At 58.9% G+C, this 20566-nt stretch carries 21 protein-coding genes; 7 read left to right on the top strand and 14 right to left on the bottom strand.

Annotated features, from left to right (window positions below; all coding sequences use genetic code 11):
* Positions 1–96: 96 nt before the first annotated feature.
* The 5 genes from dusA to ACW55A_RS13000 form a co-directional block, all read right to left on the bottom strand.
* Positions 97–1095, bottom strand: a complete 999-nt coding sequence (gene dusA, locus ACW55A_RS13020; RefSeq protein ID WP_498811022.1) for a tRNA dihydrouridine(20/20a) synthase DusA — start codon at positions 1093–1095, stop codon at positions 97–99.
* Between the two features lie 263 nt (positions 1096–1358).
* Entirely contained in the window at positions 1359–2486 is a 1128-nt protein-coding gene (locus tag ACW55A_RS13015) for a sensor histidine kinase (protein WP_248680673.1), read from the bottom strand.
* Between the two features lie 133 nt (positions 2487–2619).
* A complete protein-coding gene (locus ACW55A_RS13010; RefSeq protein ID WP_003346461.1) occupies positions 2620–2859 on the bottom strand; it encodes a hypothetical protein in 240 nt (79 codons plus the stop codon).
* A 78-nt stretch (positions 2860–2937) separates the two neighbouring features.
* Positions 2938–3381, bottom strand: a complete 444-nt coding sequence (locus ACW55A_RS13005; RefSeq protein WP_003371644.1) for a LexA family protein — start codon at positions 3379–3381, stop codon at positions 2938–2940.
* A gap of 137 nt (positions 3382–3518) precedes the next feature.
* The gene (locus ACW55A_RS13000; RefSeq protein WP_003436597.1) at positions 3519–4781 is read right to left on the bottom strand and encodes a M20/M25/M40 family metallo-hydrolase; all 1263 of its coding nucleotides are present in this window, start codon (positions 4779–4781) and stop codon (positions 3519–3521) included.
* Positions 4782–5135: 354 nt separating this feature from the next.
* Here ACW55A_RS13000 and tal point away from each other — a divergent pair, with 354 nt between their 5' ends.
* A complete protein-coding gene (gene tal / locus ACW55A_RS12995) occupies positions 5136–6065 on the top strand; it encodes a transaldolase (RefSeq protein ID WP_003423528.1) in 930 nt (309 codons plus the stop codon).
* A gap of 85 nt (positions 6066–6150) precedes the next feature.
* Here tal and rssC read toward each other — a convergent pair whose 3' ends face one another.
* Entirely contained in the window at positions 6151–6636 is a 486-nt protein-coding gene (rssC, locus tag ACW55A_RS12990) for an anti-sigma factor antagonist RssC (protein WP_003315067.1), read from the bottom strand.
* A complete protein-coding gene (rssB, locus tag ACW55A_RS12985) occupies positions 6633–7817 on the bottom strand; it encodes a two-component system response regulator RssB (protein ID WP_003315068.1) in 1185 nt (394 codons plus the stop codon). The genes rssC and rssB overlap by 4 nt, the downstream gene beginning before the upstream one ends.
* A 267-nt stretch (positions 7818–8084) precedes the next feature.
* Between rssB and ACW55A_RS12980 the strand changes: the two genes are divergently transcribed.
* Entirely contained in the window at positions 8085–8384 is a 300-nt protein-coding gene (locus ACW55A_RS12980; RefSeq protein WP_003371638.1) for a PilZ domain-containing protein, read from the top strand.
* An 88-nt stretch (positions 8385–8472) separates the two neighbouring features.
* Here ACW55A_RS12980 and ACW55A_RS12975 read toward each other — a convergent pair whose 3' ends face one another.
* The gene (locus ACW55A_RS12975; RefSeq protein ID WP_003371636.1) at positions 8473–9174 is read right to left on the bottom strand and encodes an MlaA family lipoprotein; all 702 of its coding nucleotides are present in this window, start codon (positions 9172–9174) and stop codon (positions 8473–8475) included.
* Positions 9175–9372: 198 nt separating this feature from the next.
* On the opposite strand from ACW55A_RS12975, the gene pcrP reads away from it, so the two are divergent.
* A complete protein-coding gene (gene pcrP, locus ACW55A_RS12970; RefSeq protein WP_003436603.1) occupies positions 9373–9981 on the top strand; it encodes an HAD superfamily inactivated hydrolase PcrP in 609 nt (202 codons plus the stop codon).
* 103 nt (positions 9982–10084) lie between these two features.
* On the top strand, positions 10085–10354 hold the full coding sequence (locus ACW55A_RS12965; protein WP_003315072.1) for a DUF4404 family protein: 270 nt from the start codon (positions 10085–10087) through the stop codon (positions 10352–10354).
* Positions 10355–10526: 172 nt separating this feature from the next.
* Here the strand turns inward: ACW55A_RS12965 and queF are convergent, their stop codons facing one another.
* The 4 genes from queF to ACW55A_RS12945 form a co-directional block, all read right to left on the bottom strand.
* The gene (queF, locus tag ACW55A_RS12960) at positions 10527–11357 is read right to left on the bottom strand and encodes an NADPH-dependent 7-cyano-7-deazaguanine reductase QueF (protein WP_003436606.1); all 831 of its coding nucleotides are present in this window, start codon (positions 11355–11357) and stop codon (positions 10527–10529) included.
* Between the two features lie 130 nt (positions 11358–11487).
* Positions 11488–12732: a lipoprotein-releasing ABC transporter permease subunit gene (locus ACW55A_RS12955; RefSeq protein WP_003371628.1), complete on the bottom strand. Its 1245-nt coding sequence runs from the start codon at positions 12730–12732 to the stop codon at positions 11488–11490.
* 75 nt (positions 12733–12807) lie between these two features.
* Positions 12808–13491 carry a lipoprotein-releasing ABC transporter ATP-binding protein LolD gene (gene lolD, locus ACW55A_RS12950; RefSeq protein WP_016567727.1) on the bottom strand — a complete coding sequence of 228 codons (684 nt, stop codon included), beginning with the start codon at positions 13489–13491 and terminating at the stop codon, positions 12808–12810.
* Positions 13492–13498: 7 nt separating this feature from the next.
* Positions 13499–14749 carry a lipoprotein-releasing ABC transporter permease subunit gene (locus ACW55A_RS12945; RefSeq protein ID WP_455808008.1) on the bottom strand — a complete coding sequence of 417 codons (1251 nt, stop codon included), beginning with the start codon at positions 14747–14749 and terminating at the stop codon, positions 13499–13501.
* A 102-nt stretch (positions 14750–14851) separates the two neighbouring features.
* On the opposite strand from ACW55A_RS12945, the gene ACW55A_RS12940 reads away from it, so the two are divergent.
* Positions 14852–15439 (top strand): PilZ domain-containing protein, encoded by a 588-nt coding sequence (locus ACW55A_RS12940; protein ID WP_003371621.1) that lies wholly within the window; start codon positions 14852–14854, stop codon positions 15437–15439.
* A 44-nt stretch (positions 15440–15483) separates the two neighbouring features.
* On the top strand, positions 15484–16206 hold the full coding sequence (locus ACW55A_RS12935; RefSeq protein WP_498811021.1) for a glycerophosphodiester phosphodiesterase: 723 nt from the start codon (positions 15484–15486) through the stop codon (positions 16204–16206).
* A 42-nt stretch (positions 16207–16248) separates the two neighbouring features.
* Here ACW55A_RS12935 and sthA read toward each other — a convergent pair whose 3' ends face one another.
* Together sthA and ACW55A_RS12925 are read right to left on the bottom strand one after the other, a co-directional pair.
* Positions 16249–17643: a Si-specific NAD(P)(+) transhydrogenase gene (gene sthA / locus ACW55A_RS12930; protein ID WP_003436620.1), complete on the bottom strand. Its 1395-nt coding sequence runs from the start codon at positions 17641–17643 to the stop codon at positions 16249–16251.
* A gap of 165 nt (positions 17644–17808) precedes the next feature.
* Positions 17809–18831, bottom strand: coding sequence for an FAD:protein FMN transferase (locus ACW55A_RS12925; RefSeq protein WP_161428690.1), 1023 nt, complete (start codon positions 18829–18831; stop codon positions 17809–17811).
* Positions 18832–19213: 382 nt separating this feature from the next.
* Between ACW55A_RS12925 and ACW55A_RS12920 the strand changes: the two genes are divergently transcribed.
* A complete protein-coding gene (locus tag ACW55A_RS12920; RefSeq protein ID WP_003436625.1) occupies positions 19214–20506 on the top strand; it encodes an MFS transporter in 1293 nt (430 codons plus the stop codon).
* Positions 20507–20566 lie beyond the last annotated feature (60 nt).

The following is a 20566-nucleotide window of genomic DNA, read 5'->3' as shown; positions in this document are numbered from 1 at the left end:
TATGCGCTCAACATAACCGCAGCCCGATAACGCCGCTACTGGAATAAGCGTTTCCTTTGATTCGGCTCAACTCAGATCAATTCACGGCACATGCGATCAATGCCCCTGCAGAAACGCCGCGGCCTGATCCAGCAACAGCATCGGGTTTTCGGCCTTGTGTATGTCAACCGACAGCAACTGCCGGAAGCGTCGCGCACCAGGGAAACCCAGGCCCAGACCGAGCATATGCCGGGTGACGTGGTGCATATTGCCGCCGCTGGCAATGTGCTCCGCAATGTACGGCCGCATCGACTCCAACGCGTCGTAACGACTGATGACCGGCGCCGTGCTGCCGAACAACTGCTGATCGACATGCGCCAACAGATACGGGTTGTGATAAGCCTCACGCCCCAGCATGATGCCATCGAACGACTGCAAATGCTCACTGCACTGCTCCAGCGTCTTGATGCCGCCGTTGAGCACAATCTCCAGGTCAGGAAAGTCAGACTTCAACTGCGCGACCACGTCGTAACGCAGTGGCGGAATATCGCGGTTTTCCTTGGGAGACAGTCCTTCGAGAATTGCGATACGCGCGTGAACCGTGAAACTCTGGCAACCCGCCTCCTGAACCTTGCCGACGAAATCACACAACTCGGCGTAGCTGTCACGGCCATTGATACCGATCCGGTGCTTGACCGTAACCGGAATACCAACCGCATCGCGCATCGCCTTGACGCAATCCGCCACCAGCGCAGGATGCGCCATCAGGCACGCACCGATCATGTTGTTCTGCACCCGGTCACTCGGGCAACCGACGTTCAAATTGACCTCGTCATACCCCGCCTCTTCCGCCAGACGCGAACACGCAGCCAGATCCGCCGCCGTACTGCCACCCAACTGCAATGCCAACGGATGCTCGGTTTCATCATGCCGTAGGAACCGCTCGCGGTCGCCATGCAGCAAGGCGCCGGTGGTGACCATCTCGGTGTAGAGCCAGGCATGCTTTGAGAGCTTGCGCATGAAGTAGCGGCAGTGGTGGTCGGTCCAGTCCATCATCGGAGCGACGGAGAAGCGGCGCGTGAACGAGCGCCTTTTATCGGGGCTTGCGGATGACATTAGCGTCGGTAGCTCAGAGAGAAGTATGGAGGCATTCTATCATCGGGCGTCGTTGTGCAGCCACGTTAGCCAATTGATGCCGCTGGATGGCTGTAAATTGGGAAGGTTTTGATGGATAAGTTTGAGGTCTTTAGGAATTGATCAAGCGGGCATCTCTGTCGCCCGCAAGATGCTTGAAAGCAGGTCCTCACCTCAGGAGCAAGACCGGGACACTATGTGTGTCGGTGTCGGATATACACCTCTGACTGACAACCGCCCCCACCTCACCCCGCACTCAACGGAATGAACACCGCAAACGTAGTCCCATGATCCGCTTTCGACGTCACCTCGATACGCCCGCCGTGCGCGTCGACAATCCTGTCGACGATGAACAGACCCAGCCCCAGGCTTGAATAAGGTCCGTTGTCGGTCATCTTTTCGGGTGAGTAGCGGTCCATCGGGTTGAAGATGAACGGCAGCACATCTGCGGGAATCGGGCTGCCGGTGTTGTGGACGGTAAAGCGCAGCTCGCCCTCCGAAACGGCCAGCGTCACTTCGACGGGATCGCAGCTATTGCCGTGCTGTATGGCGTTGCCGATGAGGTTCGAGAAGACCTGCTCCAGTCGATCGCCATCGAAGCGGCCGATGACCGGGTCCTCCGACGTCAAGCGAATGTCTGCTTCCGGGTTGACGGTACTCGATTCGTCAACGATGCGAACGCAGATCGGTTGCATGTCTATTTTGGTCTTTTTCAACGGGATGCCGGGACCGATCTGTGAGCGCGTAAAGTCGAGCAGATCACCGACGATCTGGTTGGCCCGCTTCACGCTGGAGTAGATCCTCGATGCAACCTTGGTTGGCCGTGCGCCCAGATCATGGGTGCGCAGCAATACGTCGGCCCCCAGCAGTATGGCGCTTAGCGGGGTACGCAAATCGTGCCCGAGGATGCCAAGGAATATATTGCGTGATGCCTGAATCGCGCTGGTATAGCTGGAAATAGACTCGGCCAGGGCCTGATCTATCGCCTCGTTGAAACGAATCATGTCTTCGATCTGCTGTTGAGTGTCCAGCGCCTCTCGTGACATCCACTGTTTGATCACGCTCGCCCGTAATGCCCGAAACTCCGAAACCACCTGATCGATGGTGAAGCCCGACATCAGTCGAGTGATCGCGTGGCTTTTGGCTGCGGTTTGTTCATGTGACACGCCGTGGCCCTGCGATTTGTCGACCTGCTGTTGCAACGACTGATCCGTTTCCAAATCAGTGGCGATCGCCCGCAGCATTTGCTCGACATGGTCCCTGAGCTCTGTGGTATCCAGAGGCTCACCGGCCGGAGACAGGGTGCGTGCGAAATCGGTCCACTCGCGCACGATAGGTTCGATGTTCTCGAGGATAAAGCCTGATAAACGCATAACCATTCAAACCTGAACAAGAGCCCGCAGATTGCAGATTCGCAGGGTGAGCCAATGCATCCGTCCCGGCCCAGCTGACAGATAGCGTCTTAGGTGAAGTTCACGCAGGCAGGGGAATAACGGATTACCGAATCTAATCGGCAAGTGCCTGTAAACGAGCCTGAACTGCGTCGTCGAAAATGATGTAAAGCGCTTCGGCATCGGCTGGACGCAACTTTCTGCTGGTCTCAAGACCGTGAATGTATTCGATCTGCAACGCGGCTTCGGCTTCCACGTCGGCGCAGGTGCTGGTTGCGTCGAGCGCCCTTACCAGATCACTGATTGCTCCCTGTACAGGCTTGGGGAGCCGTAGCTGGTCAAGTCGTTCTTGCATGCGCTCGGTATTCCGGTAAAAGCCATAGAGTGAGCAGCAAATCACGCAGCGCCTTGCAATGCAAGGACATGCGTCTGTTCATCGATGAGCTGATGATGCAGCGCGGCCCTCCAGCAGGTTTTTCAGGCTGTAGGTGACCACGCCCAGAATGATCAGGTCATCGTTGTCGGTGACACGCAGTGGTGGGTAATCCGGATTTTGCGATTCCAGAATCACCACATCGCCGCGCATGTGCAGACGCCGGCAGATCTGCCGTGCATTGAGCGAGGCAACGACGATGTCACCGTGCTCAGCGTACTGGCTGCGGTCGACCACCAGCATGTCCCCGCTGCACATGCCGCCCCCTTGCATGCCTTGGTCTTCGATCCTGGCCAGGTAGGCGTGCGGCTCACGGACCTCGCAAAGCTCGGCGATGGAAACATGCTTCTCGACCACTGGCGATCTGGAGCCAACGGACGACAGCGATATGAACGGAAGCTTGATGCCACCTGCCGACAACGGGCCAAGGAATGTAACACTCATGAGGCGAGCCTTTTCTGATTAACTGTATACATATACAGTTAATCGTTTATCGGTGATCAGGTCAATCGCAATGCCCCACGCATCGACAGATGGCGTGGCCCGCAGACCACGCCTGTCAACGCTCCCCTCACGAGTCGTCAGGGCGCAGCATCGCCCTTCGACAACTGCGTAATCAGCGCCACGGTCAGGTAAAGCCTGGGCGCGATGCTCGACAACTCAATGTATTCATCGTCGGCATGCAGACCGGCGCCGACCACGCCCATGGTTTCGAGTACCGCAGGTTTTGCACTGCCCGGTACGTAGGCATAGCCCGCATCGGTACCGAAACGCATGGCAATCGGTTCCAGAGTGCGGCCTGTTTTCTGGTACAGCGCCTGCGCGGTTTTCGCCAGCTGTTCGGAGCCAGGGTTTCTGGCCAGCGGCGGTCGGCCTTTTTCCATTCGCAAGGTCACTTCGGTGCCATCGACCAGTGTCTTCTTCACGATTTTTTGGCCATCAGCCAGTACGCGATCGCTCTCGCTGAGGTCGGAATAGCGCATGTCCGCCTCGGCTGATGCGCTGGATGGAATGATGTTGCGCTTCTCCCCGCCCTTGATCAGTGTCCAGTTGACGGTCGTGCCTTTGCCTGGGTCGCCGAGGTCCTTAAGCTGCAGCAACTGATGCGCCAGCTCGATGGCGGCATTGCGCCCGGCCTCGGGAGCGGAGCCCGCATGTGATGACTTGCCTTTGACATCGAGGAGCAGGCCATTGATGCCGTTGGTGGCGACGGTGACGGCATCCTTGTCAGGCGGCTCGTACGAAAACACGTAGTCATGCTGGCGAGCGAGTTCGGCGATGACTTTTTTCGAACCGCTGGAGCCGGTCTCCTCGTCCGGGTTAAAGAGCACAGTGAGCGTACCGAACTCCTTGAAGTGCTCATTCTGCAACAACTGCAGTGCGTGCAGAATCATCGCCACGCCGCCCTTGGCATCTGCCACCCCTGGCCCATAGGCGCGCTCGCTGTCGAGCCTGAAGGGACGCTTGGCGGCAGTGCCCGGCCCGAACACCGTGTCGTAGTGGACCATCAACAGAAAAGAACGCGTGCCGTTGCCTTTGAACGTGCCGACGATATTGTCCCCCGCCGAAGGATCTGCCGGCGTGGTGGAGACTTCAGCGCCCAGCGCCTTGAGACGTTCGACCAGCATCGCGCTGACGGTCTTCAGCCCGGGTGCCTGGCCGGTGCCTGTGTCGATATCGACCAGTTGCCGGACAGTGTCGAGGTAGGCCGGTTGTTCGGCCTGGGCTTTTTTCAGCAACTGATCGGGTGACAGCTCGGCGGCATTGGCAGCCATGGAAAACAGACCCATGGAAACCAGGGAAAGTCCGATGGCGGCAGTGAGGGGGAAGCGTCGTGAATGCATGCTGGTTCCTTCAGATCATCGCGAGTTGAACAGCATCTTTACCCCAATGCGCCGCTCGACGCCACAGCCCGGTCTGATTGCGAACCCGGCTCACCCCGGCGCAGCGGCCCTCTGTCAAAGGCACGGTAAGCTGATGTTCGCGCCCATTGCGCAACGTGCAGGCCGCTCTTCAAGAGGTTAAATTCACATCAAGGGAACAAGCAGTCGGTGCGAGGCTCAAAAACATCCTAGACAAAGGTATTCACGACAATGCCGTCCCTCAGGGCCTATCATCGGCAGCAGTAAACGCTGCGGCCTTGAGTGGTCGGCAGCGCTCGGGTAATGTCATCCAACCGCACAGGACAGAGCACGCTCATGACTTCCAAGCTGGATCAACTCAAGAAATTCACCACCGTTGTTGCTGACACCGGCGACTTCGGCGCAATCAAGAGCCTCGAACCCGAGGACGCCACCACCAACCCTTCCCTGCTGCTCAAGGCCGCTTCCGATGCGAACAACGCCAAGATGCTGGGCGAAGCGTTCGACGGTAGCAAGGGCGACATCGGCCTGGCCTGCGACCGCTTTGCAGTCGCCATCGGTCAGGAGATTCTCAAGGTGGTTCCGGGCCGCGTATCCACTGAAGTGGACGCACGCCTTTCCTTCGACACCCATGCCCTGATCGAGCGCAGCGAGCGTTTGATCGGTCTGTACGACGCCGCAGGCATCAAGCGTGACCGGGTGCTGATCAAACTGGCCGCCACCTGGGAAGGTATCCGCGCAGCTGAAAAGCTCGAGAAGGATGGCATCCAGACCAACCTGACCTTGCTGTTCTCCTTCGCCCAGGCAGTCGCCTGCGCCGAGGCCGGGGTGTTCCTGATTTCGCCGTTCGTGGGCCGCATCTACGACTGGTACAAGAAGTCGACAGGCACCGACTACACCGGCGCAGAAGACCCGGGTGTGCAGTCGGTTACGCGCATCTACAACTACTACAAGGCCAACGACTTCAAGACCGTGGTCATGGGTGCGAGCTTTCGCAACCTGAACCAGATCGAACAGTTGGCCGGTTGTGATCGCCTGACCATCAGCACCGACCTGCTCAAGAAGCTGGCCGAAGACACCGGCACTCTGGAACGCAAGCTTGCACCGGGTAACGCCGGCGAAGCGCGTCAGAGCCTGACCGAGAGCCAGTTCCGCTGGGCCTCCAACGAGGATGCCATGGCCACTGAAAAGCTGGCTGAAGGTATTCGCCAGTTCGCTCGCGATCAGGAAAAGCTGGAAGCACTGCTCTCCGCCAAAAAAGCCTGAACATGAAAAAGGGCGACACCTTCGCAGGTGTCGCCCTTTTTGCTGCCTGGGGTTCGGCGATCAGAGAGACAGACGCAACTGATACCTAGCGCTGACCTTCCAGTGCATTGACCAGATCATGGAACGCTTCACGATTGGAATCGTTGAGGCCCATCAGGATCTTGTGCGCTTCGAGCACCTTGGCCTTCACCACTTCTTCGCACTGGTCCTGTGAAGGCAGATCAGTCAGGCACTCAGGCCGCGGCAGAGGCCGGTCAACGATGTTGAAGACCTGATCAAAGCCCATCGACTGCAACAGGCGCGTGATGTCCTCGTGAGTGGTCACGAGCGTCGGCAACAGGCCCACCTTCTGGCGTGACAGAATCGAGAGTTTGGCCAGCAGGCCAAGCGTGGTGCTGTCAATGCTGCGCGTTTCGGTCAGGTCAATGACCACCGCCGAGAAATTCAGCGCAGTGAAGATGCGCTCGATAGTCGCATCCAGGGCCGAACACAGCGTCAACCGTACTTCACCCACGAACTTGAGAACGAAGGTGCCTTCCTGCTCGGCGAACTGGATTCTACCGGTACTCATTCAAGATTCCTGCTTAACACTAACAAGGCGATATCATCCGGCATCTCCCCTAGCGTTGCCAATTCAAAAACCCGCTGCAAGCCATCCAGGCTGCCGCCAGCCGTCTTGACCAATTCGGGAAGGACGGCTTCTTTCTCTTTGAGTGTATCACCGGGTAACAAGTCCAGTATGCCATCAGACAACATGGTCAGACTGAAGGACTCGGGCAGATCAATTTCATGATCCTGATAGGTGGCCTCATTGAACAACCCGACCGGCAGTCCACGACCTTCCAGATAATGCGCCTGCCCTTCGGAATACAACACAGGCAGTGGCAGATGTCCGCCCACTGCGTACGTCAGTTTACCTGACTCTTCATCGATGACACCGCCGACCATCGTAACGTGCTTGCCCAGCTTGCAACTGATAAGGCCGCGATTTATATGCCCCAGCACATCCGATGGCTTGAACTCCGGAAGCGTTCCGCCACGCTTGGACTCGAACAGCAGCCGCGTGGTCATGAACTTCAGCAGTACGGTAATGAATGCCGATGACGCCCCATGACCTGAAACATCGGCCAGGTAAAAAGCGACACGCCGCTCGTCGACCCTGAAATAATCGACAAAATCGCCGGACAGGTACAACGACGGAATGATCTGGTGGGCAAACTTGAATGCATCAATCGACCACGGAGTGATTGGCAGCATGTTCATCTGCACTTGCCGACCTGCGTCCTGGTCTTCCTGCAACAGGTGAAGGCTGGCTTCGAGTTCGCGATTGGCCTTTTCCAGCTTTTCGCGGTAGACCTGGTTTTCAGTGAGCAGGCGCGCCCGATCCAGCGCACGGCGCACCGAATGCTCGAGCACGGCAAGATCTTCGAGAGGCTTGATCAGGTAGTCGGCAGCGCCAAGGCGCAAGGCCTCGACTGCATCGCTCATCACGCCCGCACCGGAAACGACGATGACAGGCGTCTGCGGAGCGATAGCGGTGACCTGACGAATCAGCTCAAGCCCGCCCATCTGTGGCATGCGAAGATCGCAGACCACCAGATCGGGGTTCTCCTGCTCGAATATCTGAATTCCCTGCAAGCCATTACTCGCTTGCAGAACGCTGAAGCCACTGTCTTCAAGGTAGGCGGCAAGGCTTGCGCGCACTACGTCGTCGTCATCGATAATCAGCAGCTTGGCACTGGTTTTTGGCATGGGGGCAAACGGCGCCAGATCAGGTTGGCGTAGGCGGCCCGGGATTACCGGAAACCGCTTACTGGATTCGCTTCTAGCCTCTCCGCAATAACACGCAGTAACTTGATAAGTCTGTCGTGTTTCAGAGGTGCCCTTCAAGGCGCAGACGGTACTCCCATCCGACGGGTGTTTCAAGCATGCTCCTACCCTCACTTTGCGCTCTTTACATCGCAAATCACCCAGAGTTATAAGAACTCACAAATCAGCAACTAAAACGAAGGACTGTACATGAGTCGAAATGATCGCGACTACGAGGAAAAGCGGGATTACATCCGCATGCGCGTCGATGCAGACGTCAACCTGATCCACGCCGGCCAGGTCATCCCTGCCGTATGCATTGATCTTTCAAGCTCCGGCATGCAGGTTCAGGCGCCACGCTTGTTCCAGGTCGGAGACAAACTCAGCGTGCGCATTGACTCTGACCATCCTGCGCTCAAAGGGCTTGAAGCCGAAACCGAGGTGGTCTGGGTGAATGATGAAGAAGGTGGCGTACAGAAACTGGGGCTTTCAATCGTCTCGATGAAGTGAAAACAGGCGGAACAGGTTCACATTTTTACAAAATAATAAAGGCGACCCAGGGTCGCCTTTATTGATTCATGCAGAGGCAAAGCAGTGATTAAAAATCGTCTTCGACCTTGCCATCCTTGACCTTGAACTCGCGGTTCTGCAAATAGGCATTGCGAATGAAGGTGTAGCGATCGCCACTGACCATGCGCTCGGCAGACAGCAGGCTGGCCCGCGTATCGACCAGGTTGACGCCCAGCGCCGTGTTACGGGTCGGGACGTGATCGATGTAGCGGTAAGGCGAGGTGTAGGTGTCCGGGTACTTGGCGAACGCATCACGTACGGTGCTTGGCCCCAGAAACGGAATGACCACGAACGGGCCGCTCGGCACGCCCCAGTAGCCCAGCGTCTGACCGAAGTCTTCATCGTTGCGCTGCAGGCCCATGCGGGTACCCACGTCGATGAAGCCCAGCAGACCGAAAGTAGTGTTGACGATCAGGCGCGCCGTGTCGACGCCCGCGGCCTCAGGCTTGGCCTGCAGCACGTTGTTCGCCAGGTTGCCGACATCGCCGATGTTGCTGAAGAAGTTATGGATACCGTCTTCGACGAATTGCGGCGCGATATACTGATACCCCTTGGCCAGCGGCTTGAGCGTGTAGGCATCAAGGGTATCGTTGAAGGTGAAAATGGAACGGTTGATACCTTCCCAGGGATCGTCCTCGGCGGCCTGAACGGCTACCGGAACCAGCGCGATGCCTGCACACAGGGACAATTGCACCAAACGTTTGATAAAGCCTGCACCGGTCACGGGCATAGCTGACACTCCTGATCGAGATATCGAAATAATGACGCGGGTGCTACGCCCCACACGCTAGGACAGGGAGTATAAAGCCTTCTGTCGAGAATAAGGCAGGTCTGTCAGCAAAGGGTTCCGCATAAACCCCGTCATCGCACATTCATCGAAGTGTCACAAAAGATCGGTAGCGTTTCTCGATATTTCAGAGAGATCCTCATGCTCGCCCCGGTCATCACGCCTTTGCCAACCTTCCCTGCCCTGCTGTTCGGCCTGAGCGGCTGCCTGGTGGACTTCGGTGCGCAGGCCGCGAACTCGCGCGCACCCGGCCATGAGCACACACAGTTCACACCGGGCGCAGAGGCTATTCTGCAGACCCTGCGCGAGCAGAGCATGCCTTGCGCCTGGCTCGAGGAACTGCCTGAAAGCGTGAGCAGCGCACTGGCTGTGCCGGTGAATGACTGGATGATTCCCGCGCCCCGCCCCACTGCAGGCTGGCCCGCCCCGGATGCCTGCTGGATGGCATTGATGGCCCTGAAAGTCAGCCACCTGGATGGTTGCGTCCTGATCAGCGGCGACCCGCGCCTGTTGCAGTCCGGACTGAACGCCGGACTGTGGACCATTGGCCTGGCATCCTGCGGACCACTGTGCGGGCTCTCGCCTTCACAATGGCAGGCACTCGGCGATGCAGAACGCGAACAGCGACGCGCACAGGCCACGCTCAAACTCTATTCGCTGGGCGTGCATTCGGTGATCGACCACCTGGGTGAACTGGAATCCTGCCTGGCCGACATTGCCCTGCGACGCAGCAAGGGTGAAAAACCCTGATACATATGCAGCAAGGCGTTGACTGGATTAGTCTTGAGTGAACATGGACCTTTAACGCTCCGGCGAAGTCCATGAGACAGACTTATCAATCAAGGAGCACGTCATGCCCGCCCGCGAACTGCAAGAACAACTCAATACCCTGCGCGAGCAACTGGAGCATAACCCGCCGATGTCAGAGTCCGAGCGGGAAAACCTGCACGAACTCATGCAACAAATTGAAACTAAAATTCAGCTGGAACAGGCCACCCACGAGCAGGACAGCAGCCTGGCTGATGGCGTGAATCTGGCCGTCGAACGTTTCGAGCTGGAGCATCCGACCATCGCCGGCACCTTGCGCAACATCGTGCAGACGCTGGGCAATATCGGGGTCTGATTGGGGGATGCCGTTCTAATGGCTCTGCGTCCGGCCGCTGATGCGCAGTGCGACGCAGAGCTGTGACGCAGAGCGTCACCCAATGCATGCCCACACACCTATCGTTCCTCACGCTCCGCGTGGGAATGCCGTTCCGGACGCTCTGCGCCCACGCCCTTGGCGGCAGACGCTACTACTGCCGCGCCAGCCTGCGATTGCTCACGTCCAGCGTTTCAGTGCTGCGGTACGGGTTGATGTCCAGACCACCGCGGCGCACGTAGCGCGCATACACGGTGAGCTTCTCCGGCTTGAGCAGGCGCTGCAGGTCAAGGAAGATTCTCTCCACGCACTGCTCATGAAAATCCGAGTGTTGGCGGAAGCTGACGATATACGCCAGCAGGCTGGCGTGATCCAGCGCCGCGCCGCGATATTCGACGACTACACTGCCCCAGTCGGGCTGACTGGTGACCGGGCAGTTGGACTTGAGCAGGTGACTGTGCACGCTCTCTTCCACCACCCGCGAGTCATCACAATGCAGCAACTCGGGCTGCGGCCGGTCATAGCTGCTGACCGAGATGTCCAGGTCGTCGATACATACGCCCGGCAAAGCCGCGACACCTTCTTCTTCGATCGCCGCCAGACTGCGAATACGCACCCCGACCGGCTTGCCCGCCGCGGCCGACAGATCCTGCTCAAGGGTGGTCTGCAGCTGTTCGACGCTCGCGAAAGCTGTCTGATTCAGCGAATTGAGGTACAGCTTGAACGACTTCGATTCGATGATGTTCGGCGATTCGGCCGGAATACTGAATTCGCCAATGGCCACCACCGGCTTGCCGGAAGGCAGCAGCCATGACAGCTCGTAGCAGTTCCAGAAATCGACACCCTGATAAGGCAGCGTCTGCGCGGTGAGCCCAAGCTCGGCCCATTTTGCGGCACGAGGAATCGGGAACAACAGAGACGGCGTGTAGGTGGCGATGTACTCACTGGACTTGCCCAGCGGCGAGTGTTCGGCTGCGGGATGCATGGCGATACCTGGATCATGAATTAACGCGGCGAGTTTATAGCGTTTGCGCGGGGCTTTCAGCGAAAATCAGCTTTGCCCCGCCACCCGCGCAGGCCGCCGTGCGGCCTCGACGAAGGTGGCTAAGGCCCTGTCACTCGTAACGCAGTGCGTGCGCTGGCTGGATCTGCGCGGCGCGCCATGCAGGGTAGATGGTCGCCAGAAAGCTCAGGATAAACCCGGCACTGCAGATCAGCAGCACGTCACCGGCCTGCAGTTCGGACGGCAGGTTGCTGATGAAATACACATCGGAACTGAAGATGTGCTGGCCGCTGACCCGCTCGATCCAGCCCACCAGGCTGCTGACGTTCAGCGCTGCAATAATCCCCAGGATGCCGCCGATCAATGTACCGACAATGCCGATGACGGTGCCCTGGACCACGAAAATCGCCATGATCTGCCGCGGCGTGGCGCCGATGGTGCGCAGGATGGCGATATCTGCGCCCTTGTCGTTGACCACCATGATCAGCGTGGCAATGATGTTGAACGCCGCCACGGCGACGATCATCAGCAGCAACAGACCGATCATGGTCTTTTCCATTTTCATGGCGCTGAACAGGCTGCCCTGAGTGTGGGTCCAGTCATCGGCGCGATAGCCCTCACCGAGGCCGGCGGCAATGGCGGTGGACACCTGAGGCGCCTTGTACAGATCCTTGAGCGCCAGTCGCACACCCTGAACCTGGTTGGGCTGCCAGCGCTGCATCTGCGCCGCATCGGCGATATTGATCAGGCCCATCGAACCGTCCAGCTCGGCACCGACCTTGAAGATACCCACGACAGTCAGGCGTTGCAGGCGCGGCGTGATGCCGCCAGGGGCGCTGCTCACTTCCGGCACGATCAGGGTCAGCTTGTCGCCGATGGTCAAACGAAAGCGGCGTGCGGTGATATCACCGAGCACCACGCCGAACTCGCCCGGCTTGAGGTCTTCGAGGCTTCCGCGGGTGATGTGCTGCGTGACGATCGACACTTCATGTTCCAGCGCCGGGTCGACACCGCTGATCTGGATCGGCTGCATCGACCCCTTGTAGGACAGCATGCCTTCCATGTCGGTGAACGGTACCGCAGCGGTGACTTCAGGGTTTTTCAGCGCAGCGTCGGCCAGCGGTTTCCAGTCATCGACCGGCGTGGTACCGGCAATGACCGCGTGCGGCACCATGCCGAGAATCCGCGAGCTCATTTCCCGCTGGAAACCGTTCATGACCGACAGCACCACGATCATCGCCAGGACACCGAGTGCCAGACCGATCATCGAGGTCATCGAAATGAACGAGATGAAGCTTTTGCGGCGTTTGGCGCGGGTATAGCGCATGCCGATGAAGATGGGTAACGGTCTGAACATTCGCGAAGCACCGTGAAAAAATACACCGTATAAAAACTGGAACCCGACGCGATGAATGGCGCCGGGCCGGGTCGATCAGGCCTCGACGAGGCGGCCGTCTTCCAGGCGCAGGACACGGTCCATTTGCCGGGCCAGGTTCATGTCATGGGTCACGATCAGAAACGCCGTGCGCGACGACGTGCTCAATTCACGCATCAGGTCCTGAATGCCCTGCGCCGTGTGGTGATCGAGGTTGCCGGTAGGCTCGTCGAGCATCACCAGACCCGGCTGATTGATCAAGGCACGGGCAATTGCCACACGCTGACGCTCGCCACCGGACAGCTCCGAAGGCTTGTGCGCCAGACGATGCCCGAGACCGACACGCTCCAGCAGTGCGGTGGAACGCTTGCGGGCTTCAGGGATGGGCGTACGGCCGATCAGCAATGGCATGCAGACGTTTTCAAGCGCGGTGAATTCCGGCAGCAAATGGTGGAACTGGTAGACGAAACCCAGCGCCCGGTTACGCAGCAGGCCTCGGGCCTTTTCGCCCAGCGCCGACAACTCTTCGCCCGCGAGCCACACACTGCCTTCGGACGGCGTATCCAGCCCACCCAGCAGGTTGAGCAAGGTACTTTTGCCCGACCCCGAACTGCCGACGATCGCGACACGCTCGCCGGGGTGCAACTCCAGCTGCAGACCGGACAACACCACCACGGATTCCGGGCCTTCCTCGTAGGACTTACCCAGGTTGCGGCAACTCAATACTGCTTTATCAGACATGCCCGACTCACTCATAACGTAACGCCTCCGCCGGCTGGGTGCGCGCAGCACGCCAGGCGGGATACAGGGTGGCGAGGAAACTCAGGACCAACGCTGCACCGCAGACCTGGAACACGTCCTGGGCCATCAGTTGCGAAGGCAGGTAATCGATGAAGTAGACGTCGGCGTTGAGAAACTTGTGGCCGATCAGCCCTTCGAGTGCAGCAATGGCTGCGCTGACATTGAGCGCCGCCAGAATACCCAGTGCCGCGCCGATCAGCGTACCGACCACGCCGATCACCGTGCCCTGGACCATGAATATCGCCATGATCTGTCGCGGCGTAGCGCCCAGGGTACGCAGAATGGCGATGTCGCCCTTCTTGTCATTGACCACCATCACCAGCGTGGAAATGATATTGAAGGCCGCCACCGCCACGATCAGCAGCAGCAACAGACCGATCATGGCTTTTTCCATGCGGATGGCCTGATACAGGTTGCCGTGGGTGCGCGTCCAGTCACGCGAGTAGAAATTGTTTTCGCCCAGCTTCTGCGCGATTTCCCACGAGGTACGTGGCGCGGCGAACAGGTCGTCGAACTTGAGACGCAGGCCCTGCACCTGATTGGGCTTCCAGCGGTGCAGACGGCCCAGGTCATCGAGGTTGGTCAGCCCGAGGAAACCGTCGATTTCGCCAGCGCCGACGTGAAAGATGCCGGTCACCTCGAAACGCTTCATACGCGGGAACATCCCGGCCGGCGTCACCGTTACCTCAGGTGCAACGAAGGTCAGTTTGTCACCGATGCCGACGCCCAGCTTGGCCGCGGCCTTGTCGCCGATCATGATGCCGAAGCTGCCGGGCGAAAGACTGTCGAGCTGGCCCTGCTTGATGAAGCGGTCAATGATCGAGACCTTGCGCTCTTCAAGCGGGTCGATACCGTTGAGCAGCACTTTCTGGACCTTGCCGTCGTGAGTCAGCAAACCCTGCATCTGGGTGAACGGCGCCACGGCCAGCACCTGCGGGTTTTCCTGAACCTTCGCGGCCAGACCGCGCCAGTCGGTGATCGGGTCAGCGGATTCGATGGTCGCGTGCGGCACCATGCCGAGCACACGGGTACGCATTTCGTGATCGAAACCATTCATCACCGATAACACGACTATCATGACCACAACGCCCAGGGCGAGGCCGATCATGGATGTCAGGGAGATGAAGGAAACAAAATGATTGCGTCGCTTCGCACGGGTGTAGCGCGTGCCGATAAATACAAAAAGAGGTCTGAACATGTAGGAATTTGTTCGCAGGAATGAGGACGTCCGTGTGGCGGGCCTTGACGTGCAGCTTTACACTCGAAACTCTCTGACCACCGCCGCTAGCTTGGGTTCGCCATGTCGACATTAGATGAAGCAGGACGCCGCGAATACTACCGTATCGACGACAGCGTCGCACTGGAAATTAACCCCCTGTCTGCCGCCGATCAGGCAAGCCAGGATGCCATGCAGGACACCTCGACGCTGTTCGACCTGCTCAGCGAGCTGCACGTCAGCGAGTTCGAGTCGCAGCATCTGATGCGCCAGCTCGACGAGCGCGACCGGGTGCTGAACAGTTTTCTCAAGTCGCTGAGCAAGCGCATCGACCTGCTGGGCGAAGTGGTTGCCCACACCGCACTGGGCAAACTGGGCGCTCCCCAGCCGGTCAAACTGTCCGAAGGCGGGATCCAGTTCAATTCGCAACAGGCTTTTGCCGTCGGCGAACAGCTGTCGATCAAGATGGTGCTCATGCCACAGGCCGCGGGTCTGATGCTGCGCGCGAGGGTTTCGCAGTGCGACACGCTGGCAGACGGCAACTTCGATGTCAGCACCGACTTTGTCAATCTTCCGGACGCCCAGCGCCAGTTACTCGCCCGCCATGTGTTGCAGCGTCAGGCTCAGCAGCGACGTCAGGCACTGGAACAGGGCCAGCCCTCCGGAAATTGAACGCCCTGCCCCTTTTTCACTATCAGCAGTAGCCAGGAGTAAACGTGACCCTTATCTACGGCCACCGCGGCGCCAAGGGCGAAGCACCGGAAAACACCCTGACCAGCTTTCAGGAATGCCTCAAGCACGGCGTGCGCCGCTGTGAACTGGACCTGCACCTTTCAAAGGACGGGGAGTTGATGGTCATTCACGACCCTACCCTCAAGCGCACCACCGACCGGCGCGGCAAGGTCAATGAACACCTGGCAGCCGATCTGGTGACGTATGACGCACGCAAGGGAGGCCCTGGCTGGGTCTCACCGTGCCCGATTCCACGCCTGGAAGAACTCTTCGAACAATGCGATTTCGAGCACTGGCAGCTGGAGGTCAAAAGCGCTTCACGCACTCGCGCCGCCAACACCGTGCTGGCGATTCGTGAAATGGCTCAGCGCCATGGCTTGCTGGACAAGGTGACGATCACCTCCAGCTCTCGCGAAGTACTGCGCGCCGCGCTGGACCTGACGCCGGACATCTCGCGCGGGCTGGTAGCCGAGTACGCCTGGCTTGAACCGCTGAAGATCGCCCAGAGTTACGGCTGTGAAATTCTGGCATTGAACTGGACACTGTGTACCCCGGAGCGCCTGCAGAAAGCACAGCGTCAGGGCCTGCATGTGTCGGTATGGACAGTCAACGAGCCTGCCTTGATGCGCAGGCTCGCTGATTTCGGCGTCGACAGCCTGATTACAGACTTTCCCGGTTTGGCCACTGCCACGCTCGGGAATCGCTGAAATCGGTCTCCCCGGCCGGCTCAGGCCACCGGCCGGAGTCGCTTAAAAAAGCCGGTTGAGGCCGTCGTATGCAGCTACCCGATAGGCTTCGGCCATGGTCGGGTAGTTGAAGGTGGTGTTGACGAAGTACTTCATGGTGTTCGCTTCACCCGGCTGGCTCATGATTGCCTGACCGATGTGCACAATCTCGGACGCCTGGTCACCGAAGCAATGCACGCCCAGCACTTCGAGCGTCTCGCGGTGGAACAGGATCTTCAGCATCCCGACCCGCTCCCCGGAAATCTGCGCACGCGCCATGCCCTTGAAGAACGCCTTGCCCACTTCGTAAGGCACCTTGGCCTGCGTCAGTTCGTGTTCGTTCTTGCCGATCGAGCTGATCTCGGGGATGGTGTAGATCCCGGTCGGCACATCGTTGACATAACGCCAGCTGCCATTGTCGACCATACTGCCCGCTGCCGAACGACCCTGATCGTAAGCCGCACTGGCCAGGCTTGGCCAGCCAATCACATCGCCGGCGCCGTAGACGTTGGAAACGCTGGTGCGGTAGGTCTCGTCCACTTCGATCTGACCACGGCCGTTGGCCTTCAGACCGATGTTCTCAAGACCCAGCTTGTCGGTGTTGCCGGTACGGCCGTTGCACCACAGCAAGGCATCGGCCTTGATCTTCTTGCCGGACTTGAGGTGCAGGATAACGCCGTTATCCAGACCTTCGACCTTCTCGTATTCTTCGTTGTGGCGAACCATCACGTTGTTGTTACTGAAGTGATAGCTCAGCGCCTGGGAAATTTCCGAATCCAGGAAGCTCAGCAACTGGTCGCGGTTATCGACCAGCTCGACCAGCACGCCAAGGCCACTGAAGATCGAGGCGTATTCACAGCCGATCACACCGGCGCCATAAATGATCAGCTTGCGCGGGGTATGGCCCAGGCTGAGGATGGTGTCGCTGTCGTAGATGCGTTTGTGACTGAAATCGATATCGGCCGGCCGATAAGGGCGCGAACCGGTGGCGATGATGATCTGGTTGGCCACCAGCTTTTCCACCACACCGTTGGTGCAGACCACGTTGATGCTGGTCTCGTCGGCAAAACTGCCGGTGCCGAAGAACACGTCGACGCGGTTACGGGCGTAGTAACTGGTGCGCGAGGCCACTTGCTTGGAGATGACCATTTCGGCGTTTTTCAACACATCCGGAAACGAAAACCAGCGCGGCTCGCCGATGGCACGGAACATGGGATTGGTGTTGAACTGAATGATCTGCTTGACCGAGTGACGCAGGGCCTTGGACGGAATGGTACCCAAATGGGTGCAGTTACCGCCCACCTGCCGACGGCTGTCGACCATGGCGACCTTGCGCCCCGCCTTGGCGGCGTTCATTGCCGCGCCTTCTCCGGCAGGGCCGGAACCCAGTACCACTACGTCGTAGTTGTAGACAGCCATGCGTACTCCTTTAAACAGACCGAGGCGCCACTCTGGCATCTCTGGCTAAATCACGCGGCGCAGTCTAGCGCTACACCGAGGCGGCGAACATTAACCCTTGGTCGCGTCGAAGGCCAATTTTTGTCTGCACGAGGCGCCAGTGACCGGCTGATCCGGCATGTTGAATTAGCGCGACTGCTCCACGACCAGACGATCAAACGACGCGTTGCTGCGGATGATAAAGCGCTTATCGGCACGAATCACAAAAAAAGCAGGGATTTTATGTTCTTGCGCATAATTCCAGCCCTGTTGCGGGCCGAGAATCAACAGCAGGGAGGACAGACCGTCGGCCATCAGCGCCGAGGGATGAATGACGGTCACCGACGCCAGGCCGTGGCTGGTCGGCTTACCGGTCAAGGCATCGAGCGTATCGGAAATGCGCCACCCGTCATGGTCGATGTAACGACGATAGTCGCCCGACGTAGATACGGCGTAGCCCTTCAGCGGAAATACCTTTTGCGTGACATTGCCATCATCGAGCGGCGCATCGAGCGTCACTCTCCAGGGCGAGCCGTCAGGCTTGAGCCCGCTGACTTTCAGTTCACCCGTAGCCTGCACCAGATAATCGTGCAAGCCGAGCGCGTCCATCCGCTCGCTGATGCGATCTACCGCATAGCCGGCGGCGATGCTGTTGAGGTCCACTTGCACGGCAGCACTCTTGCACAACCGGTCGCCGACGATGCGCAGGTTGCGATAGCCGACCAGCGCCTGAGTCCGGGCCAGTTGCCGCACCAGCGGCATCTGCTCGAACAGCATATGAGGCCCCAATCCCCACAGGTCCATCAGCGGCTTGATCGTCAGATCGAAGGCACCGTCGCTCTCCTGCGATAGCTGTTCGCCCACACCGATCATCTTCAAGACCGATTCCGGCATCGCCTGGCAGCTATTGGCAGGCAATGCATTGAAGCGTTCGATATCAGAATCAGTGCGCCAGAGCGACATCTGCTGATCGACCTCGTCCAGAATCGCTTCAACCTCGGGACGCACAGCCGCAGGCTCTGGCTGCCCGGAAGCGCGCGCATACACCACGGAATAATGGCTGCCCATGGTCGGCCCGCCAAAGCTTTCCAGCTTGCGTTCCTGGCCACAACCACCGCACACCAGCAACACGAGGCACCCTGCAACCTTGCCAAACCTACGCAAACCCATGCCCCGCACTATAAAAACCTTCAAAGTGACTTGCCGCCATCAGCGAACAAGACAGAAAAGCGTCCATAAACCCGCCCTGACACCCCGTGAACAACCCCAATACAAGGCCAACCGGCATATTGAGTGGTCGAAGGCGACTTATGATCCCTGCATGACATGCCTGTTCATCAGGTTTCATCAAAATGACACGCCGCAAGATCTCAATTGTCTTGACCTGTCAAGCGTCAGTTAACCGATAGCAAATCGCCGAAACGGTTGTCTTTGAGCCCTGTTACACATACTGTTACAAGTGCGCATCGCCAGTTGCACACACGAACTGACGATGCGAACGGGATAAAAACGACAACGGACTCCAAGCCGACGAGCCTGAGCGAGTAACTAAATGGCCTCCACAACAAGTAAGGGCAAAGCGATCTTTCGCGTTGTCAGCGGTAACTTCCTCGAGATGTTCGATTTCATGGTCTATGGCTTCTACGCCACAGCCATCGCAAAAACCTTCTTCCCTTCCGACAGCGCTTTCGCTTCGTTGATGCTGTCGCTGGCGACCTTCGGCGCAGGCTTCCTCATGCGTCCTCTGGGCGCGATTTTTCTCGGTGCTTACATCGATCGTCACGGGCGTCGCAAAGGGCTGATTATCACCCTTGCGATGATGGCAATGGGCACTCTGTTGATTGCCTGCGTGCCGGGCTACGCCACACTGGGTGTCATCGCACCCTTGCTGGTGCTGCTCGGTCGTTTGCTGCAAGGTTTCTCGGCGGGTGTGGAACTGGGTGGCGTTTCGGTGTATCTGGCTGAAATCTCGACACCGGGCCGCAAAGGCTTCTTCGTCAGCTGGCAGTCCGCCAGCCAACAGGCCGCCGTGGTCTTCGCCGGCTTGCTGGGCGTGGGTCTAAACCACTGGCTGAGCCCTGAGCAGATGGGCGAATGGGGCTGGCGCGTGCCGTTCCTGATCGGCTGCCTGATCGTGCCGGCGATCTTCATCATCCGTCGCTCGCTGGAAGAGTCCCCGGAGTTCGAAGCCCGTACCCATCGCCCAACGCTGCGTGAAGTGGTGCGCTCCATCAGCCAGAACTTCGGCCTGGTGCTGGGCGGCATGGCATTGGTGGTGATGACCACCGTGTCGTTCTACCTGATCACCGCCTACACTCCGACCTTCGGCAAGAACGAACTGAACCTGACCGACCTGGAAAGCCTGCTGGTGACGGTCTGCGTGGGTGTGTCCAACTTCATCTGGCTGCCGATCATGGGTTCGTTCTCCGATCGCATCGGCCGCAAGCCGCTGCTGATTGCCGCGACCGTGCTGGCCATCGCCACTGCTTACCCTGCCCTGTCGTGGCTGGTCGCACACCCAAGCTTCGGCAATCTGCTGATGGTCGAGTTGTGGTTCTCGTTCCTGTACGGCTCCTACAACGGCGCGATGGTCGTGGCGCTGACCGAGATCATGCCGGTCGAAGTCCGCACCACGGGTTTCTCGCTGGCCTACAGCCTGGCGACCGCGACCTTCGGCGGCTTCACCCCGGCGGCCTGTACTTACCTGATTCACGAATTGGGCAACAAGGCAGCGCCAGGCATCTGGCTGACCGGCGCAGCAGTGCTGGGCTTGATAGCCACGCTGGTGCTGTTCCGCAAGGGCGGGCAAAAGCTTGAAGCGCCTGTGGCGGCTTCCGCCAGCTGATCGATCGCTGCATCGCAAAAGAAAACCCCGGCTCGAGAGACTCTCGGCCGGGGTTTTGCG

The sequence above is a fragment of the Plantibacter cousiniae (nom. nud.) genome (assembly GCF_977070315.1).
The sequence above is the reverse complement of the archived record's forward strand: the minus strand, read 5'-3'. Positions and strand labels throughout refer to the sequence as shown.

Bases quoted from the DNA above. Each gene is read 5' to 3' on its own strand.
- ACW55A_RS12955 (WP_003371628.1), bottom strand. From the start codon at position 12,732: ATGTTCAGACCGTTACCCATCTTCATCGGCATGCGCTATACCCGCGCC.
- ACW55A_RS12925 (WP_161428690.1), bottom strand. From the start codon at position 18,831: ATGGGTTTGCGTAGGTTTGGCAAGGTTGCAGGGTGCCTCGTGTTGCTG.
- ACW55A_RS12945 (WP_455808008.1), bottom strand. From the start codon at position 14,749: ATGTTCAGACCTCTTTTTGTATTTATCGGCACGCGCTACACCCGTGCG.
- lolD (WP_016567727.1), bottom strand. From the start codon at position 13,491: ATGTCTGATAAAGCAGTATTGAGTTGCCGCAACCTGGGTAAGTCCTAC.
- rssC (WP_003315067.1), bottom strand. From the start codon at position 6,636: ATGAGTACCGGTAGAATCCAGTTCGCCGAGCAGGAAGGCACCTTCGTT.
- dusA (WP_498811022.1), bottom strand. From the start codon at position 1,095: ATGTCATCCGCAAGCCCCGATAAAAGGCGCTCGTTCACGCGCCGCTTC.
- ACW55A_RS13005 (WP_003371644.1), bottom strand. From the start codon at position 3,381: ATGAGTGTTACATTCCTTGGCCCGTTGTCGGCAGGTGGCATCAAGCTT.
- ACW55A_RS12965 (WP_003315072.1), top strand. From the start codon at position 10,085: ATGCCCGCCCGCGAACTGCAAGAACAACTCAATACCCTGCGCGAGCAA.
- queF (WP_003436606.1), bottom strand. From the start codon at position 11,357: ATGCATCCCGCAGCCGAACACTCGCCGCTGGGCAAGTCCAGTGAGTAC.
- rssB (WP_003315068.1), bottom strand. From the start codon at position 7,817: ATGCCAAAAACCAGTGCCAAGCTGCTGATTATCGATGACGACGACGTA.
- ACW55A_RS12975 (WP_003371636.1), bottom strand. From the start codon at position 9,174: ATGCCCGTGACCGGTGCAGGCTTTATCAAACGTTTGGTGCAATTGTCC.
- tal (WP_003423528.1), top strand. From the start codon at position 5,136: ATGACTTCCAAGCTGGATCAACTCAAGAAATTCACCACCGTTGTTGCT.
- ACW55A_RS13015 (WP_248680673.1), bottom strand. From the start codon at position 2,486: ATGCGTTTATCAGGCTTTATCCTCGAGAACATCGAACCTATCGTGCGC.
- sthA (WP_003436620.1), bottom strand. From the start codon at position 17,643: ATGGCTGTCTACAACTACGACGTAGTGGTACTGGGTTCCGGCCCTGCC.
- pcrP (WP_003436603.1), top strand. From the start codon at position 9,373: ATGCTCGCCCCGGTCATCACGCCTTTGCCAACCTTCCCTGCCCTGCTG.
- ACW55A_RS13010 (WP_003346461.1), bottom strand. From the start codon at position 2,859: ATGCAAGAACGACTTGACCAGCTACGGCTCCCCAAGCCTGTACAGGGA.
- ACW55A_RS13000 (WP_003436597.1), bottom strand. From the start codon at position 4,781: ATGCATTCACGACGCTTCCCCCTCACTGCCGCCATCGGACTTTCCCTG.
- ACW55A_RS12940 (WP_003371621.1), top strand. From the start codon at position 14,852: ATGTCGACATTAGATGAAGCAGGACGCCGCGAATACTACCGTATCGAC.
- ACW55A_RS12980 (WP_003371638.1), top strand. From the start codon at position 8,085: ATGAGTCGAAATGATCGCGACTACGAGGAAAAGCGGGATTACATCCGC.
- ACW55A_RS12920 (WP_003436625.1), top strand. From the start codon at position 19,214: ATGGCCTCCACAACAAGTAAGGGCAAAGCGATCTTTCGCGTTGTCAGC.